The following is a 16390-nucleotide window of genomic DNA, read 5'->3' as shown; positions in this document are numbered from 1 at the left end:
TGCCTTGACAGGGTAAGCCATACTGTTATTCTCCGCTGCCAGACTTTCCCGCCGATCGTTGCTTTACAGAAATTGTTTTACAAAAATGGCAATGCAATCTCAGGCGGAGGGTGGGATGATACCCGCCTTCAAAAGCCCGGCCGGAGACATTTGTCCCGACGCAGGCGTGAGTTCAGGTATACTGTCTGGCTACGAATTCAAAGTTTTACAATCTCATTCACCCCAGGGGGAAAACTTGCAGGGTAAAGCACTCCAGGATTTTGTTATTGACAAAATTGATGACCTGAAAGGTCAGGACATCATCGCTATCGACGTTAAGGGTAAATCCAGTATTACCGACTGCATGATCATCTGCACCGGTACATCGACGCGTCATGTTGTTTCAATTGCCGATCACTTGGTTCAGGAATCGCGTGCAGCAGGGCTGTTACCGCTGGGTGTTGAAGGTGAAGCGACGGCTGACTGGGTAGTAGTCGACCTCGGCGATGTGATTGTCCACGTCATGCAGGACGAGAGCCGTCGCCTGTATGAGCTGGAAAAACTCTGGGGTTAATGCGTGAAGTTGCAGCTGGTCGCCGTCGGCACCAAAATGCCGGACTGGGTACAAACCGGTTTTACTGAATATTTGCGTCGTTTTCCAAAAGACATGCCGTTCGAGCTGGTGGAAATTCCCGCCGGTAAGCGCGGCAAGAACGCTGATATCAAACGTATTCTCGATAAAGAGGGCGAACTGATGCTGGCTGCCGCAGGCAAAAACCGCATCGTCACCCTCGATATTCCAGGTAAACCCTGGGATACGCCGCAGCTGGCGCAAGAACTGGAGCGCTGGAAGCAGGATGGTCGTGACGTCAGTCTGTTGATTGGCGGACCAGAAGGGTTATCCCCTGCCTGCAAAGCGGCGGCTGAACAAAGTTGGTCTCTCTCCGCGCTGACGCTTCCCCACCCGCTCGTTCGGGTACTGGTGGCAGAAAGCCTGTATCGCGCGTGGAGCATTACTACCAACCACCCCTATCACCGCGAGTAATGACTGACCAGGGTAGATTAAGCAGCGGATGAAACTACAGAATTCTTTTCGCGACTATACGGCTGAGTCCGCGCTGTTTGTGCGCCGGGCGCTGGTCGCCTTTACCGGGATTTTGCTGCTTACCGGCGTGCTGATTGCCAACCTCTATAATCTGCAAATTGTCCGCTTTACCGACTACCAGACGCGTTCAAACGAAAACCGCATCAAGCTGGTGCCTATCGCACCCAGCCGCGGCATTATTTACGATCGTAACGGCACTCCGCTGGCGTTGAACCGCACCATCTATCAAATCGAGATGATGCCGGAAAAAGTCGATAATGTGCAGGATACGCTGGAAGCGCTGAAAAGCGTTGTCGACCTTAACGATGACGATATCGCGGCCTTCAAAAAAGAGCGCGCCCGCTCTCACCGCTTCACCTCGATTCCGGTTAAAACCAATCTTACGGAAGTCCAGGTAGCCCGCTTTGCGGTGAATCAGTACCGTTTCCCCGGCGTGGAAGTGAAAGGATATAAGCGTCGCTACTATCCCTACGGCTCCGCGCTAACGCATGTGATTGGCTACGTTTCCAAGATTAACGACAAAGACGTCGACCGCCTTGATAAAGACGGCAAGCTGGCCAACTACGCTGCTACGCACGATATCGGTAAGCTGGGGATCGAACGTTACTACGAAGACGTTCTGCACGGGCAAACCGGCTATGAAGAGGTTGAAGTTAACAACCGCGGCCGCGTGATCCGCCAGCTGAAAGAAGTGCCGCCTCAGGCGGGGCATGACGTCTATCTGACGCTCGATCTTAAACTTCAGCAGTATATCGAAACCCTGCTGGCGGGCAGCCGTGCAGCCGTTGTGGTCACCGATCCTCGTACCGGCGGCATCCTGGCTATGGTCTCCATGCCTAGCTATGACCCGAACCTCTTCGTTGACGGCATTTCCAGTAAAGACTATTCCGGTCTGCTGAATGACCCGAACACGCCGCTGGTCAACCGCGCGACGCAAGGGGTTTACCCGCCGGCATCAACGGTTAAACCGTACGTGGCGGTCTCTGCGCTGAGTGCCGGCGTCATCAACCGTAATACCAGCCTGTTTGACCCGGGCTGGTGGCAGTTGCCGGGTTCAGACAAGCGCTATCGTGACTGGAAAAAATGGGGCCACGGTCATCTGAACGTCACCAAATCGCTGGAGGAGTCTGCGGATACCTTCTTCTATCAGGTGGCGTATGACATGGGTATCGACCGTCTGTCAGAGTGGATGAGCAAATTCGGCTACGGGCATTACACTGGCGTGGACCTTTCAGAAGAACGTTCTGGCAACATGCCAACGCGTGAATGGAAGCTGAAGCGCTTTAAAAAACCGTGGTATCAGGGTGACACCATTCCGGTGGGTATCGGCCAGGGTTACTGGACGGCGACGCCGATTCAGATGAACAAAGCCATGATGATCCTCATCAATGACGGCGTGGTAAAAGTGCCACATCTGCTGCAGAGCACGGTTGAAGACGGCAAAAAAGTGCCGTGGAACCAGCCACACGAGGCCCCGGTGGGTGACATTCATTCCGGCTTCTGGGAAATTGCGAAAGACGGTATGTACGGCGTGGCAAATCGCCCGAATGGGACCGCGCACAAGTACTTCGCCGGTACGCCGTACAAAGTGGCCGCAAAGTCCGGTACTGCACAGGTGTTTGGTCTGAAAGCCAATGAAACCTATAACGCGCACCGCATTGCTGAACGTCTGCGTGACCATAAGCTGATGACGGCGTTTGCCCCTTATGATAACCCGCAGGTCGCGGTGGCGATGATTCTGGAGAACGGCGGTGCCGGGCCAGCAGTAGGGACCATCATGCGCCAGATCCTTGACCACATTATGCTGGGTGATAACAACACCGAACTGCCGGCTGAAAACCCGGCCGCCGCTGCGGCGGAGGACCAATAATCATGACGGATAATCCAAATAAAAAATCGCTGTGGGATAAAATCCACATCGACCCAGCCATGCTGCTGATCCTGCTGGCTCTGCTGGTGTACAGCGCCCTGGTTATCTGGAGCGCCAGCGGCCAGGACATCGGCATGATGGAGCGCAAAATCGGCCAGATCGCTATGGGTCTGATCATCATGGTGGTTATGGCGCAAATCCCGCCGCGCGTCTACGAAGGCTGGGCGCCCTACCTCTACATCTTCTGTATTATTTTGCTGGTTGCGGTAGATGCGTTTGGCGCCATTTCAAAAGGGGCGCAGCGCTGGCTGGATCTGGGCGTTGTCCGCTTCCAGCCCTCGGAAATTGCCAAAATCGCCGTTCCATTGATGGTGGCGCGCTTTATCAACCGCGACGTCTGTCCGCCGTCGCTGAAAAACACGGCCATCGCGCTGGTGCTGATTTTCCTGCCGACGCTGCTGGTTGCGGCGCAGCCTGACCTTGGCACCTCAATTCTTATCGCCCTCTCCGGCCTGTTTGTTCTTTTCCTGTCGGGACTGAGCTGGCGCCTGATTGGTATCGCGGTGGTGCTGATTGCGGCGTTCATTCCTATCCTCTGGTTCTTCCTGATGCATGATTACCAGCGCCAGCGCGTCATGATGCTGCTCGATCCGGAAACCGATCCGCTGGGCGCGGGCTATCATATTATTCAGTCCAAGATTGCGATTGGCTCCGGCGGCCTGCGCGGTAAAGGCTGGCTGCACGGCACGCAGTCGCAGCTGGAATTCTTACCGGAACGCCACACCGACTTTATTTTTGCGGTACTGGCGGAAGAGCTGGGGCTGGTTGGCATCTTAATATTGCTGGCGCTGTACGTACTGCTGATCATGCGGGGATTGTGGATTGCAGCACGCGCGCAAACCACCTTTGGTCGCGTCATGGCCGGCGGGTTGATGCTGATTTTATTCGTTTATGTCTTCGTAAATATTGGTATGGTGAGTGGTATTCTGCCGGTGGTAGGCGTACCGCTGCCGCTGGTGAGTTACGGAGGCTCGGCACTGATCGTGTTGATGGCCGGGTTTGGTATCGTGATGTCGATCCATACCCACAGAAAAATGTTGTCAAAAAGCGTATAAAAATAAGGGGATCGGAATGCGTAAGCAGTGGCTGGGGATCTGCATCGCGGCAAGTTTACTTGCGGCCTGCACAAGTGATGATGGTCAGCAACAGGCAACCGTCGCGCCGCCGCAGCCTGCGGTGTGTAATGGCCCGATCGTTGAAATCAGCGGTGCCGATCCCGTTTATGAACCGCTGAATGCCAGTGCCAATCAGGATTACGAGCGCGACGGCAAAAGCTATAAAATTGTTCAGGATCCTTCCCGTTTCAGTCAGGCGGGCTTTGCCGCCATTTATGATGCCGAGCCAGGCAGTAACCTGACGGCTTCCGGGGAAGCGTTCGACCCAATGCAGCTGACGGCAGCACACCCGACGCTGCCGATCCCGAGCTACGCCCGTATCACCAACCTGGCGAATGGCCGTATGATCGTCGTGCGGATCAACGACCGTGGTCCTTACGGAAATGACCGGGTGATTTCCCTGTCGCGCGCGTCTGCCGATCGCCTGAACACCTCGAACAACACCAAAGTCCGTATTGATCCGATTATCGTCGCACAGGATGGTTCGCTCTCCGGGCCGGGTACCGCGTGTACGACGGTGGCAAAACAGACCTATGCCCTTCCTGACCGCCCAAATCTTGACGGCGGAATGGGAAGCGTCTCGTCTCCGGCAGAGCCTGCTCAGCCGGGGGGAGAAATACGCCCGATCAGCAATGACACGTTGCAAAGCGAGGATGCTACCGGCGCGCCGGTAAAGAGTAGCGGTTTTCTTGGCGCACCGACGACCTTAGCCTCGGGCGTTCTGGAAGGCAGTGAGCCAACTCCGGCCCCTGCACCCGTTGCTGCGCCATCGACCCAGCCGGCTCCCGTAACGGCGCCAGCGGCCACGCAAAGTGCGGCGGTGGCGGCTCCAGCAGCGGCCAGCGGCAGCTATGTGGTTCAGGTAGGCGCAGTGAGCGATCAGGCCCGGGCCAAACAGTATCAACAGCGTCTGAGCCAGCAGTTTGGCGTACCAGGACGCGTTGAGCAAAACGGCGCGGTCTGGCGCATTCAGATGGGGCCGTTTGCCAGCAAATCGCAGGCCGCGTCCCTGCAGCAGCGTCTGCAGAATGAAGCTCAACTTCAGTCATTTATCGCTGTTGCGAAATAATTAACCGGCGGTATCCGAATTGTCAGTTAGTGTAAAACACATTCACAAACTCATGCTTAAAGTCGGATGCCTGCCTGAATAGCATTTGCTATAGTAAGGCACTTTTTTTAATTCCATCACGGATGTCGTAGTTCTGACCATGAAGACCACTTTTTCTGCTCGTTTTGTGCAGCGCATGGCGCTGACCACGGCCCTTTGCGCTGCTGCTCTCTCTGCAGCTCACGCCGATGACCTGAATATCAAGACCATGATCCCTGGCGTTCCGCAAATCGACGCGGAATCCTACATCCTGATCGATTACAACTCTGGCAAAGTGCTGGCAGAACAGAATGCCGATGCCCGCCGTGATCCGGCCAGCCTGACCAAAATGATGACCAGCTACGTTATCGGCCAGGCGATGAAGGCAGGTAAATTCAAAGAATCGGATCTGGTCACCATCGGTAACGATGCGTGGGCAACCGGAAACCCTGTGTTCAAAGGTTCTTCTCTGATGTTCCTGAAGCCGGGTATGCAGGTTCCTGTTTCCCAGCTGATTCGTGGTATCAACCTGCAGTCTGGTAACGATGCCTGCGTGGCGATGGCCGATTTCGCCGCCGGTAGCCAGGATGCCTTTGTGGGTCTGATGAACAGCTACGTTACCGCGCTGGGTCTGAAAAACAGCCATTTCCAGACCGTACACGGCCTGGACGCAGACGGTCAGTACAGCTCCGCACGTGATATGGCCCTGATTGGTCAGGCGCTGATCCGCGATGTACCTAATGAATACTCTATCTATAAAGAGAAAGAGTTCACCTTCAACGGCATTCGTCAGACCAACCGTAACGGCCTGCTGTGGGATAACAGCCTGAACGTTGACGGCATCAAAACTGGCCACACCGACAAAGCGGGCTACAACCTGGTGGCCTCTGCCACTGAAGGTCAGATGCGTCTGATCTCTGCCGTGATGGGCGGCCGCACCTTTAAAGGTCGTGAAACAGAAAGCAAGAAACTGCTGACCTGGGGCTTCCGCTTCTTCGAAACCGTGAACCCACTGAAAGCAGGCAAAGAATTTGCGTCTGAACCCGTCTGGTTCGGCGACAACGACCGTGCTTCACTCGGCGTTGATAAAGATCTCTACCTGACCATTCCACGCGGTCGCATGAAGGATCTGAAAGCCAGCTACGTGCTGAACAGCACCGAGCTGCATGCCCCGCTGCAGAAAAACCAGGTTGTGGGCACGATCAACTTCCAGCTGGATGGAAAAACGATCGATCAGCGTCCGCTGGTTGTCCTGCAAGAAATTCCTGAAGGCAATTTCTTCGGCAAAATCATTGATTACATTAAATTGATGTTCCACCACTGGTTTGGTTAAAAATTGAACACTTGAAAGTGTGATTTTGATCCCCATATACTAAGTATCCTGATAACTCCCACCTGACGTGGGAGTTATTATTTTTTGACGTTACGCCGGAGCTGACATGAAAACCAAACTTAACGAACTGCTTGAATTCCCTACCTCATTTACCTACAAAGTAATGGGTCTGGCGAAACCTGAGCTGGTTGATCAGGTGGTTGAAGTGGTACAGCGCCATGCGCCGGGTGACTACTCTCCGTCAGTAAAACCAAGCAGCAAGGGCAACTACCACTCTGTCTCTATTACCATCACTGCGACACACATTGAGCAGGTTGAAACGCTGTACGAAGAGCTCGGCAATATCGAAATTGTTCGTATGGTGCTGTAGTCCCTTTGCGGTTACCCGGTTTGCCGGGTAACCCCTCTCCCCGCTGTGATATACTCCCCCACACCTTTTGTCCCTCGTCTTCGGAGACGCAGTTTTGTATCAGGATAAAATTCTGGTCCGTCACCTCGGCCTGCAACCTTATGAGCCTGTCTCCCAGGCTATGCATGACTTCACCGATTCACGCGATGACAGCACCCCGGATGAAATCTGGCTGGTCGAACACCTGCCGGTATTTACGCAGGGCCAGGCGGGTAAAGCAGAACATTTGCTAATGACGGGAGATATCCCGGTTATTCAGAGCGATCGCGGCGGTCAGGTCACTTATCATGGGCCCGGACAGCAGGTGATGTACGTCCTGCTCAATCTGAAACGCAGAAAGCTTGGCGTACGTGAACTGGTTACCTTACTGGAACAAACTGTCGTCAACACGCTGGCGGAATATGGTATTGACGCGCATCCACGCGCCGATGCGCCGGGCGTTTACGTTGGGGAAATGAAGATCTGCTCCCTGGGGCTGCGTATTCGTAAAGGCTGCTCATTCCATGGCCTGGCCTTGAATATTAATATGGACCTCGCGCCTTTCCAGCGCATTAACCCCTGCGGCTATGCCGGCATGGAAATGACGCAGGTACGCCAGTGGGTTGAAACCGCTACGCCAGAAACTATTCGTCCAGTGCTTTTGAAGAATGTTTTAGCACTACTTAACAATCCACCACACGAATATATCCCTGCTTAATACATCATACAACAGGGCTCGATAATTTGGCGGGCCACTGTTTATTTACCGCTTTTGCACTTTACAATAATCCACAGATTCTATATTTTCGAAGCGCCCGAATATTACCGCTACATATTATTTAGCCTCCAGCAAGCACGGCAAACACGGCATAAGTAACGTGAGCAATAATCACTCAACTGTTTGCTTTTGATAAACAAGTGAAACAAAACCAACACTTTACGAATCTCTACAAGCATAATAAATAAATTCAACTATCATTCATATTGTGAATGTATACGGAGTGAAAGCGTGGAGTATAATAATTTACCAGCCAAACGACTGAATGAACCCGGTGGCGAAGACAAGCCGCAAATTTTTCGGACTTTACGTAATATTGATCTCAATTTACTGACTATTTTTGAGGCGGTATATGTCCATAAGGGTATCGTTAACGCTGCGAAAATTCTTAATCTCACGCCATCAGCAATAAGCCAGTCAATCCAAAAGCTTCGCGCTATATTTCCTGACCCATTATTTATCCGCAAGGGCCAGGGGGTAACGCCGACGGCTTATGCCACGCATCTCCATGAGTACATCAGCCAGGGGCTGGAGTCGATTCTGGGCGCACTGGATTTAACCGGGAGCTATGATAAGCAGCGAACCATCACCATCGGTTGTTCCCCTTCTGTGGGGGTGCTGGTGATGCCGGCGATCTTCCAGGCCGTGAAAGAACATGCTCCGCAGCTCCTGCTTCGCAATGTGCCTCTCAATGAACCTGACATTCAGCTTGCCCAGTTCCAGACGGACCTGATTATTGAAAGCGGCAGCTTCAGTGCCAGAGCGCTGGGGCAAAATGTGCTTTATGCGGATAACCTGGTACTGGTTTGCCGCCAGCAGCATCCTGCTCTTAGCGAGCCGTTAACCATCGAAAACCTGCGCAACTACGATCACTCATCTTTCATGACCGAAGGGCAATCTAATCATGCACTTCGTCAGCGCATTGATGAAATTTTCTCGGAACGTCAGATCAGCTTCAGCAGTTACAATATGTTTACCACCGCATCCCTGATCGGCAGCAGCGACATGCTGTGCGTTATGCCATCACGCCTGTACAGCCTGCTACAAAAATGCTGGCCGCTGGAAAGCATCCCGCTCAGTCAGCTTAATGCGGAATCTATCGAGATTTCACTGCATTACAACAAGCTGAGTTTGCGCGATCCGGTCCTGGAAAACGTCATCCGCATTATCCGTCAGGCCTTCTGACAGGTTTAGCCAGCACAAGTCCCTGCAACCCGCAGGGCAAAAGGCACAAAACAACAACTATTTTACAAATTGGCGATCTGGCAGGCTGCTTTAACGACCGTTTCAATGATATACTGCCTGTCGTTCGTTCAAAAATAGTTGATAAATACAACATTCCCTTGAATTGAAACGCTTTCCTTCGATATTCGCAACTGGAACACGCACGCTATGAGTAAACCCATTGTGATGGAACGCGGTGTTAAATACCGCGATGCCGATAAAATGGCCCTTATCCCGGTTAAAAACGTGGCTACAGAGCGCGAGGCGCTGTTAAGAAAACCGGAATGGATGAAAATCAAACTTCCGGCCGACTCTTCGCGTATCCAGGGGATCAAAGCGGCGATGCGCAAGAATGGCCTTCACTCCGTCTGTGAAGAAGCCTCTTGTCCGAACCTTGCTGAATGTTTCAATCACGGTACCGCGACGTTTATGATTCTGGGTGCTATCTGCACCCGCCGCTGCCCGTTCTGCGATGTTGCTCATGGCCGTCCAGTCGCGCCTGATGCAAATGAACCCCAGAAACTGGCGCAGACCATCGCCGACATGGCGCTGCGATATGTGGTTATCACGTCAGTTGACCGTGACGATCTGCGTGACGGTGGTGCTCAGCACTTCGCCGACTGCATTACGGCCATTCGTGAGAAAAGCCCTAACATCAAAATCGAGACGCTGGTGCCTGACTTCCGTGGCCGTATGGACCGCGCGCTGGATATCCTGACCGCAACGCCGCCAGATGTGTTTAACCACAACCTGGAGAACGTGCCGCGTCTTTACCGTCAGGTCCGTCCTGGCGCTGACTATAACTGGTCCCTGAAACTGCTGGAGCGTTTCAAAGAAGCACATCCGCATATTCCGACCAAGTCTGGTCTGATGGTGGGCCTGGGTGAAACCAATGATGAAATCATCGAGGTGATGCGCGATCTTCGCCGCCACGGTGTGACCATGTTGACCCTGGGACAGTATCTGCAGCCAAGCCGTCACCACCTGCCGGTACAGCGCTACGTGAGCCCGGACGAATTCGATGAAATGAAAGCCGAAGCGATGGCGATGGGCTTCACCCACGCTGCCTGCGGCCCATTCGTTCGCTCCTCATACCATGCCGATATGCAGGCTAAAGGCGAAGAAGTTAAATAATGCTGTAATATTCATTTACAGTAATACAAAAAAACCGGCCTCTTGAGCCGGTTTTTTTCGCAAGCCCTCAGGCGTTGCTGTCACTCTTTGTGAGAAAGCTTGTCTGCCGGGACGTCATCCTCGGCGCTTTTCTTCGCCGCTGCATCATCATCGTTCATCGCTTTCTTAAAGCCTTTGATGGCAGCCCCCAGGTCACCACCCAGCGTGCGTAACTTCTTGGTACCAAACAGCAGGACGACCAGTGCGGCAACCACCAGCAGTTTGGTAATACTAATCTCACCCATAGATACCTTCTTTACTTAAAACAGGCTGCATTCAGCGCCAAAACCTGACTGTATTAACGGTCATTTAGCGCGTGCACACAATAGCAATCTGTAACAAGGTGAATCAAGCATTGTTGAAAAAAACATCACAATAATTGCGGTGGCGCAAACCGACGATTGCGAAGAACGGGTAATTGCTGACGCGCAAGCGCAATTCTCTCTAAGTTTATCTCCGCCACCAGCAAATGCGGGGCTTCAGAGGCGGCGGCGATCGTCACCCCCAGCGGATCAACCACCCTGCTTTGCCCGATGTTTTTTGTGCCACATTCCCCTGCGGCAACGACATAGCAGGTTGTATCCAGCGCGCGCGCAGCAAGCAGCGTTGCCCAGTGGTGCTCTTTTAACGGCCCTCTGACCCACGCGGCAGGCAGTACCAGTACGTCCGCCCCCTGCAGCGCCAGATGGAGCGCCAGCTCGGGAAAACGCAGGTCATAGCACGTCATCAGCCCGATCTTAAATCCGTCAATCTCCAGCAGCGAAGGGATACTGTCTCCGGGGTCAACGCGACGCGACTCCTGTATGCTGAACGCATCATAGAGATGAAGCTTGGCGTAGCGTGCGACGATGGTCCCGTTACGAATCGCCACCAGCGTATTGACAGCTCGACCCGGCGTTGAGGGTATATGGATCGTTAAAATCGTCGTCATCGTATTGCCTGCGCTCTGGGCAAGCAGCAACTGCAAAAATTCGCCGTCCAGCGGCTGCGCGGACTTCACGGATAAATCCGGGTCATTATCATCCCTGGCCAGCAGCGCCTCGGGGAGAACCAGCAGCGACGCGCCTTTCTGCCGGGCCTGCATCATCAGTTCGACGCACGTGAGCGCATTTTCACGCCAGTCAGGCGTGACCACAAATTGCCCTACCGCTACATACATATTTGTCCCCTCATCATAAACGGCGTTAAACTCGCTACTCTTACACATCAAATAGCAGGTATTTAGCGTGTTACAACTACTTTTAGCCGTTTTTATTGGTGGGGGAACGGGTAGCGTTGCGCGATGGTTTCTGAGTATGCGGTTTAACCCCCTGCATCAGGCGATTCCTATGGGGACACTTGCCGCAAACCTGATTGGCGCCTTTATCATCGGCATGGGGCTGGCCTGGTTTAACCGAATGACGCACATCGACCCAATGTGGAAGGTATTGATTACCACCGGATTCTGCGGTGGATTAACCACCTTCTCAACCTTTTCTGCGGAAACGGTATTTCTCTTTCAGGAAGGCCGTATCGGCTGGGCGCTGATGAATATGGCGATCAATATGTTCGGCTCGTTTGCGATGACGGGGATCGCATTTTGGCTATTTTCTTCCGCAAGCGCGCATTAACAGCCGAACCGTTAATGTTGGCTTAATTTTTCTCTGTCACTCTGGATGCAGTACTGAACGAGGGTGACAGAATGAAACAGAGTCTGATGAGCGCAGGAATGGTGCTGTTGAGCGTGCTGATCGTAGCCAGCTTCCTGAAAATGTATCTGCTTGGCTGATTCAAGACGAAAAAAACCCGCTCAGTGAGCGGGTTTTGAAATTCTTGCCGACGCGTCTGAATTACAGAGCGATTACGTTAGCAGCAGAAGGGCCTTTGGCACCGTTAGTGATTTCGAACTCTACACGCTGACCTTCAGCCAGAGTTTTGAAACCATTAGACTGGATTGCAGAGAAGTGTACGAACACGTCTTTGCTGCCATCTTCAGGAGTAATGAAACCGAATCCTTTGGACTCATTAAACCACTTAACGTTACCTTTAATCTTAGACATCAAAATTACCTTTACATTAAAAAACGACACAAATGCTGTGTCGGTTATCAGTACATCAATTGTGGGACCTTTTGTCCAGCGGATCTTTGATAAAAAGTGACTAAAGTCGCGTTAATTTTCACTGACAGATTTTTATCGCTTATGAATCAACACCTGCGCGTTTTATCACCAGCATGTAACGTTTTGTCAGTTAAAACTGAAAACGCATCCAGGCGAAGTAAACGTTACCGTTGTTGTACGTACCCGGGATGTAGGTCATCTGGAACGTTGCGGGACCATAGCCAATTGAGGCCAAAGGCAGCAGGACCGGTATCGGAATGTAGTTCCAGTTGTCACGTGCAGTGACCCCGGCGGTATAGCCCAAACCGACGTGGAAGTTCTCGTCCGATAGCGGACGCCAGGTTTTTTCCCAACCATACCCCCCAATCGGCTCCCATTTATTAAACGAGTCTTTGAAGGCCATCAGATAGATGCCATGCCAGTTTCCCTTTTCATCCCAGCGCGACTGGCCAAAACCCGCGCCCCACGGACGCTCGTTGTATTTATCGGTTTTCTCTTTGTCATAAGCAAAACGCGCATGCCACGTTATTGCCGGAACATAGAGATCGTAATGTTCAGGTGCCGTCCAGGTCTGGGAAACATTATCCGTAAAGGTGGAGAACCAGCCTTTACCCGTCGCGTTGCTTTCTGCCTGTGCAACAGAAGAAAACGTTAACTGCCCAAAAATAAACAACAAAATAGAGAAAAATGTATTACGTACGATCACAATGCAATTACCATTCTTAGTATTCGAGGCAAAGTTTACCATAAAATAGTTGAATCAAGGCTTAACGGCATCGGCGTTATTCCTAATTATTCGGGCTTTTTCCGGGAATATTCTTAAAGAAAGTGAGAGATACGTGCAAATAAGCCCACAAGGGGTGTGACTTTTTCCATTAAGCCTTGTTAATCAGTGACATGCAAAACAACACAAAACATTAACAATTTGTTATCATTAAAGGGAAATGTTGCGCTATTTCTGACGGTCAAGGGCCGCATGACATAAATGTATGGGCAATGGCAAAAACACGGTTGTTCAGTTCTCTAGTCGTCTGTTTATTGATTTTAATCAGCAAGAACAGGCCAATTATTCGGCACATTTTCATCCTTCTTTTTTTTATTGATTTTTTGTGCTCCATAGCAGCAGAGATACAGGGGAAATCATGCTTACGTTATTCGAACTCCTTATTGGAGTCGTCGTCATTGTCGGCGTCGCACGTTACATCATTAAAGGCTACTCGGCCACGGGCGTATTATTTGTCGGCGGTTTAACGCTGCTGATTATCAGCGCAATAATGGGGCACCAGGTGTTACCTGCCAGCGCGACCAGCACCGGTTACACTGCTACAGATATTGTTGAATACATTAAAATATTGCTCATGAGCCGCGGCGGTGACCTGGGTATGATGATCATGATGCTGTGCGGTTTTGCAGCCTACATGACCCACATCGGCGCCAACGACATGGTCGTTAAACTTGCCTCCAAGCCCCTGCAATACATCAACTCGCCGTATCTGCTGATGGTCGCCGCCTATTTCCTCGCCTGCCTGATGTCGCTGGCCGTTTCGTCAGCTACCGGACTTGGCGTACTGCTCATGGCGACGCTGTTCCCGGTCATGGTGAACGTCGGTATCAGCCGTGGCGCGGCCGCGGCAATTTGCGCGTCTCCGGCAGCGATTATTCTCTCCCCAACCTCTGGCGACGTTGTGCTGGCGGCAAAGGCGGCGGAGATGTCACTCATCGACTTCGCCTTTAAAACCACGTTACCGATCTCGATTGTTGCCATCGTGGGCATGGGGATCGCGCATTTCTTCTGGCAGCGCTATCTCGATAAGAAAGAAAACATCAGCCATGAAATGATGGACGTGAGTGAAATCACCACGACCGCTCCTGCGTTCTATGCCATTCTGCCGTTCACCCCGATCGTCGGAGTGCTGATTTTTGACGGCAAATGGGGTCCACAACTGCACATCATCACCATTCTGGTCATCTGTATGCTGCTGGCCGCCGTGCTGGAGTTTGTGCGCGGTTTTAACACGCAAAAAGTCTTCTCGGGTCTGGAAGTGGCGTATCGCGGTATGGCGGATGCCTTCGCTGGCGTGGTGATCCTGCTGGTTGCCGCGGGCGTTTTTGCCCAGGGTCTGAGCACGATCGGCTTTATCCAGAGCCTGATTTCTATCGCCACCTCATTCGGCTCGGCCAGTATTATCCTGATGCTGGTTCTGGTGGTGCTCACCATGCTTGCGGCGATGACCACCGGTTCCGGTAATGCGCCTTTCTACGCTTTCGTTGAGATGATCCCGAAACTGGCTCACTCCTCCGGTATTAACCCGGCCTACCTTTCCATTCCCATGCTGCAGGCGTCAAACCTGGGCCGTACCATTTCTCCGGTGTCGGGCGTGGTCGTTGCCGTTGCCGGGATGGCGAAAATTTCGCCATTCGAAGTCGTCAAACGCACCTCAGTGCCCGTCATAGTTGGCCTGATTATCGTGATTATCGCCACGGAAGTGCTGGTACCCGGCGCGGCCTAAGCTAAATTATGGATATCCAAAAAGCGCCTCCGGGCGCTTTTTGTGCTTTAATAACTTCCAGAAATAAATCGTGCTCATTCGATCAGGAAATCATATGTTCAGGAAGGATATCGTCATCCCGTCTGGCGCAATGGCGCTTTCTCTCTGTCTCTTCTCCGCACAGGCGGAACCGCTGAAGGCAACACAGTATGGCGATTTCGATCGCTATGTGCTGGCTCTGTCCAGGCAAACCGGGTTTTGCCAGAGCATGGTCGAGCGCAACCGCAATGAACCTGACGAATGTCGCCTGCAAAAAGAGCGCGATAATAAAGCCGATTTTCTGACCGTCCACGGTCTATGGCCCGGCCTGCCAAAATCAATTGCCGCGCGCGGCGTGGATGAACGTCGATGGATGCGCTTCGGCTGTGCCACGCGCCCCATTCCGAACATGCCGGAAGTGAAGGCCAGCCGCAAATGCGATGCTGCCGAAACCGGACTGTCGCTTTCCGCTGCCGCTAAGCTCAACGACGTCATGCCGGGTGCGGGCGGTAATTCCTGCCTGGAACGTTACGAATATGCCAAACATGGCGTCTGCTTTGGTTTCGATCCAGATGCCTATTTCGGCACGATGGTGCGGATGAATCAGGAAGTTAAAAACAGCGCGGTCGGTAAATTCCTCGCCGATAATTACGGGAAAACCGTCAATCGCAGCGACTTTGACAGTGCCGTTGCCAAAAGCTGGGGCAAGGAGAACATCAAAGCGATCAAGCTGACCTGTAACGGCAATCCGGCGTATCTGACCGAGATGCAGATTTCACTTAAGGCGGACACCATTAACAACCCGCTTTCATCGGCGTCATTTGCACCGCAGCCACATCCGGGTAACTGCGGAAAACAGTTCGTAATTGATAAAGCCGGTTACTGATCCGCGCCCGGGCGCACCATATCAAACCGGTTTTCATCACTGATGCCATAATACGCCGTCGGCCCACCCGCACGCAGGATGGGCTGCGCTTTCGCCGTCTGGTATATCCCCTCTTCCAGCAGCGTTTCGGCAATATGGATACCGACCACCTCCCCCAGCACCAGCCACGTATCGACCGGCGTGCCGTCGGCACCGGTAAGCTGAATGCACTGCGACAGACGGCACTCAAAGTTCACCGGGCTTTCGGCGACGCGGGGCGCATTGACCAGCTGGCTCGCCGCTGGCGTTAGCCCGGCAAAGCTAAATTCATCCCGATCGTGGGGAAGCATTGCTGAGGTTTGGTTCATCGCCTGCGCGAGATCGCGCGTCGCCAGGTTCCAGACAAATTCCTTTGTTTCGGTAATATTACGCACGCTGTCCTTCCAGCCGTTGCTGGAAAAGCCGATGATCGGCGGGCGATAGTTAAAGCAGTTAAAGAAGCTATACGGTGCGAGGTTGAGCTGACCGGCCTTATCGCATGAGGAGATCCAGCCGATCGGACGTGGACCAATAATGGCGTTCATCGGATCGTGCGGCAGGCCGTGACCCTGAGACGGTTGGTAGAAATACATAATTCTCTCTCGTTGGTGGGCTGGCGCGAATTGCGCTTCGCGCAACGCCCGGGTTCAGGACACTCAGCGTAACGTATTCCGCCCGGAATGAAGACTGAATAAATTTCAGCGAAAATTCATATGGACCATGAATGTGACCTTCATCACTTCAAAC

18 protein-coding genes are annotated in these 16390 nt (G+C 52.7%); 13 read left to right on the top strand and 5 right to left on the bottom strand.

The window, feature by feature from the left end:
• Positions 1 to 235 precede the first annotated feature (235 nt).
• From rsfS to lipA, 10 genes are all read left to right on the top strand, one after another.
• Positions 236 to 553, top strand: coding sequence for a ribosome silencing factor (gene rsfS, locus DFO52_RS07670; RefSeq protein ID WP_133550001.1), 318 nt, complete (start codon positions 236 to 238; stop codon positions 551 to 553).
• A 3-nt stretch (positions 554 to 556) separates the two neighbouring features.
• Positions 557 to 1024, top strand: a complete 468-nt coding sequence (rlmH, locus tag DFO52_RS07665; protein ID WP_023310748.1) for a 23S rRNA (pseudouridine(1915)-N(3))-methyltransferase RlmH — start codon at positions 557 to 559, stop codon at positions 1022 to 1024.
• Between the two features lie 28 nt (positions 1025 to 1052).
• Positions 1053 to 2954, top strand: coding sequence for a peptidoglycan DD-transpeptidase MrdA (gene mrdA, locus DFO52_RS07660; RefSeq protein WP_023310747.1), 1902 nt, complete (start codon positions 1053 to 1055; stop codon positions 2952 to 2954).
• A 2-nt stretch (positions 2955 to 2956) separates the two neighbouring features.
• Positions 2957 to 4069, top strand: coding sequence for a peptidoglycan glycosyltransferase MrdB (mrdB, locus tag DFO52_RS07655; protein ID WP_023310746.1), 1113 nt, complete (start codon positions 2957 to 2959; stop codon positions 4067 to 4069).
• Positions 4070 to 4085: 16 nt separating this feature from the next.
• On the top strand, positions 4086 to 5198 hold the full coding sequence (rlpA, locus tag DFO52_RS07650; RefSeq protein ID WP_133549999.1) for an endolytic peptidoglycan transglycosylase RlpA: 1113 nt from the start codon (positions 4086 to 4088) through the stop codon (positions 5196 to 5198).
• Between the two features lie 139 nt (positions 5199 to 5337).
• The gene (dacA, locus tag DFO52_RS07645; RefSeq protein WP_014069323.1) at positions 5338 to 6549 is read left to right on the top strand and encodes a D-alanyl-D-alanine carboxypeptidase DacA; all 1212 of its coding nucleotides are present in this window, start codon (positions 5338 to 5340) and stop codon (positions 6547 to 6549) included.
• Positions 6550 to 6655: 106 nt separating this feature from the next.
• Entirely contained in the window at positions 6656 to 6919 is a 264-nt protein-coding gene (gene ybeD / locus DFO52_RS07640; RefSeq protein WP_006177135.1) for a DUF493 family protein YbeD, read from the top strand.
• Between the two features lie 94 nt (positions 6920 to 7013).
• Positions 7014 to 7655, top strand: coding sequence for a lipoyl(octanoyl) transferase LipB (lipB, locus tag DFO52_RS07635; RefSeq protein ID WP_126785959.1), 642 nt, complete (start codon positions 7014 to 7016; stop codon positions 7653 to 7655).
• A 291-nt stretch (positions 7656 to 7946) separates the two neighbouring features.
• Positions 7947 to 8900, top strand: a complete 954-nt coding sequence (locus DFO52_RS07630; protein ID WP_133549997.1) for a YbeF family transcriptional regulator — start codon at positions 7947 to 7949, stop codon at positions 8898 to 8900.
• A 207-nt stretch (positions 8901 to 9107) separates the two neighbouring features.
• Positions 9108 to 10073 (top strand): lipoyl synthase, encoded by a 966-nt coding sequence (gene lipA, locus DFO52_RS07625; RefSeq protein WP_013097595.1) that lies wholly within the window; start codon positions 9108 to 9110, stop codon positions 10071 to 10073.
• Between the two features lie 80 nt (positions 10074 to 10153).
• Here lipA and tatE read toward each other — a convergent pair whose 3' ends face one another.
• Positions 10154 to 10357, bottom strand: coding sequence for a twin-arginine translocase subunit TatE (gene tatE, locus DFO52_RS07620; protein WP_023310742.1), 204 nt, complete (start codon positions 10355 to 10357; stop codon positions 10154 to 10156).
• Positions 10358 to 10482: 125 nt separating this feature from the next.
• A complete protein-coding gene (locus tag DFO52_RS07615; protein ID WP_133549995.1) occupies positions 10483 to 11271 on the bottom strand; it encodes a deaminated glutathione amidase in 789 nt (262 codons plus the stop codon).
• 67 nt (positions 11272 to 11338) lie between these two features.
• Between DFO52_RS07615 and crcB the strand changes: the two genes are divergently transcribed.
• Positions 11339 to 11722 (top strand): fluoride efflux transporter CrcB, encoded by a 384-nt coding sequence (gene crcB / locus DFO52_RS07610; RefSeq protein WP_023310740.1) that lies wholly within the window; start codon positions 11339 to 11341, stop codon positions 11720 to 11722.
• Positions 11723 to 11941: 219 nt separating this feature from the next.
• Here crcB and cspE read toward each other — a convergent pair whose 3' ends face one another.
• Together cspE and pagP are read right to left on the bottom strand one after the other, a co-directional pair.
• Positions 11942 to 12151, bottom strand: coding sequence for a transcription antiterminator/RNA stability regulator CspE (gene cspE / locus DFO52_RS07605; RefSeq protein ID WP_002439184.1), 210 nt, complete (start codon positions 12149 to 12151; stop codon positions 11942 to 11944).
• Positions 12152 to 12341: 190 nt separating this feature from the next.
• Complete coding sequence (gene pagP, locus DFO52_RS07600; protein WP_347813467.1) at positions 12342 to 12959, bottom strand: lipid IV(A) palmitoyltransferase PagP; 618 nt, start codon at positions 12957 to 12959, stop codon at positions 12342 to 12344.
• 394 nt (positions 12960 to 13353) lie between these two features.
• Here pagP and dcuC point away from each other — a divergent pair, with 394 nt between their 5' ends.
• Positions 13354 to 14721, top strand: coding sequence for an anaerobic C4-dicarboxylate transporter DcuC (dcuC, locus tag DFO52_RS07595; protein ID WP_023310737.1), 1368 nt, complete (start codon positions 13354 to 13356; stop codon positions 14719 to 14721).
• Between the two features lie 94 nt (positions 14722 to 14815).
• Complete coding sequence (gene rna / locus DFO52_RS07590; protein ID WP_133549992.1) at positions 14816 to 15625, top strand: ribonuclease I; 810 nt, start codon at positions 14816 to 14818, stop codon at positions 15623 to 15625.
• Here rna and DFO52_RS07585 read toward each other — a convergent pair.
• Positions 15619 to 16236 (bottom strand): flavin reductase family protein, encoded by a 618-nt coding sequence (locus DFO52_RS07585; protein WP_133549990.1) that lies wholly within the window; start codon positions 16234 to 16236, stop codon positions 15619 to 15621. The two genes, rna and DFO52_RS07585, sit on opposite strands and share 7 nt — an antisense overlap.
• Positions 16237 to 16390: the final 154 nt, after the last annotated feature.

It is taken from the genome of Enterobacter sp. AG326 (assembly GCF_004362415.1).
GTDB classification, from domain to species: domain Bacteria; phylum Pseudomonadota; class Gammaproteobacteria; order Enterobacterales; family Enterobacteriaceae; genus Enterobacter; species Enterobacter asburiae.
Note: the sequence above shows the minus strand (reverse complement) of the source record. Positions and strands in the feature narration are given on the sequence as shown.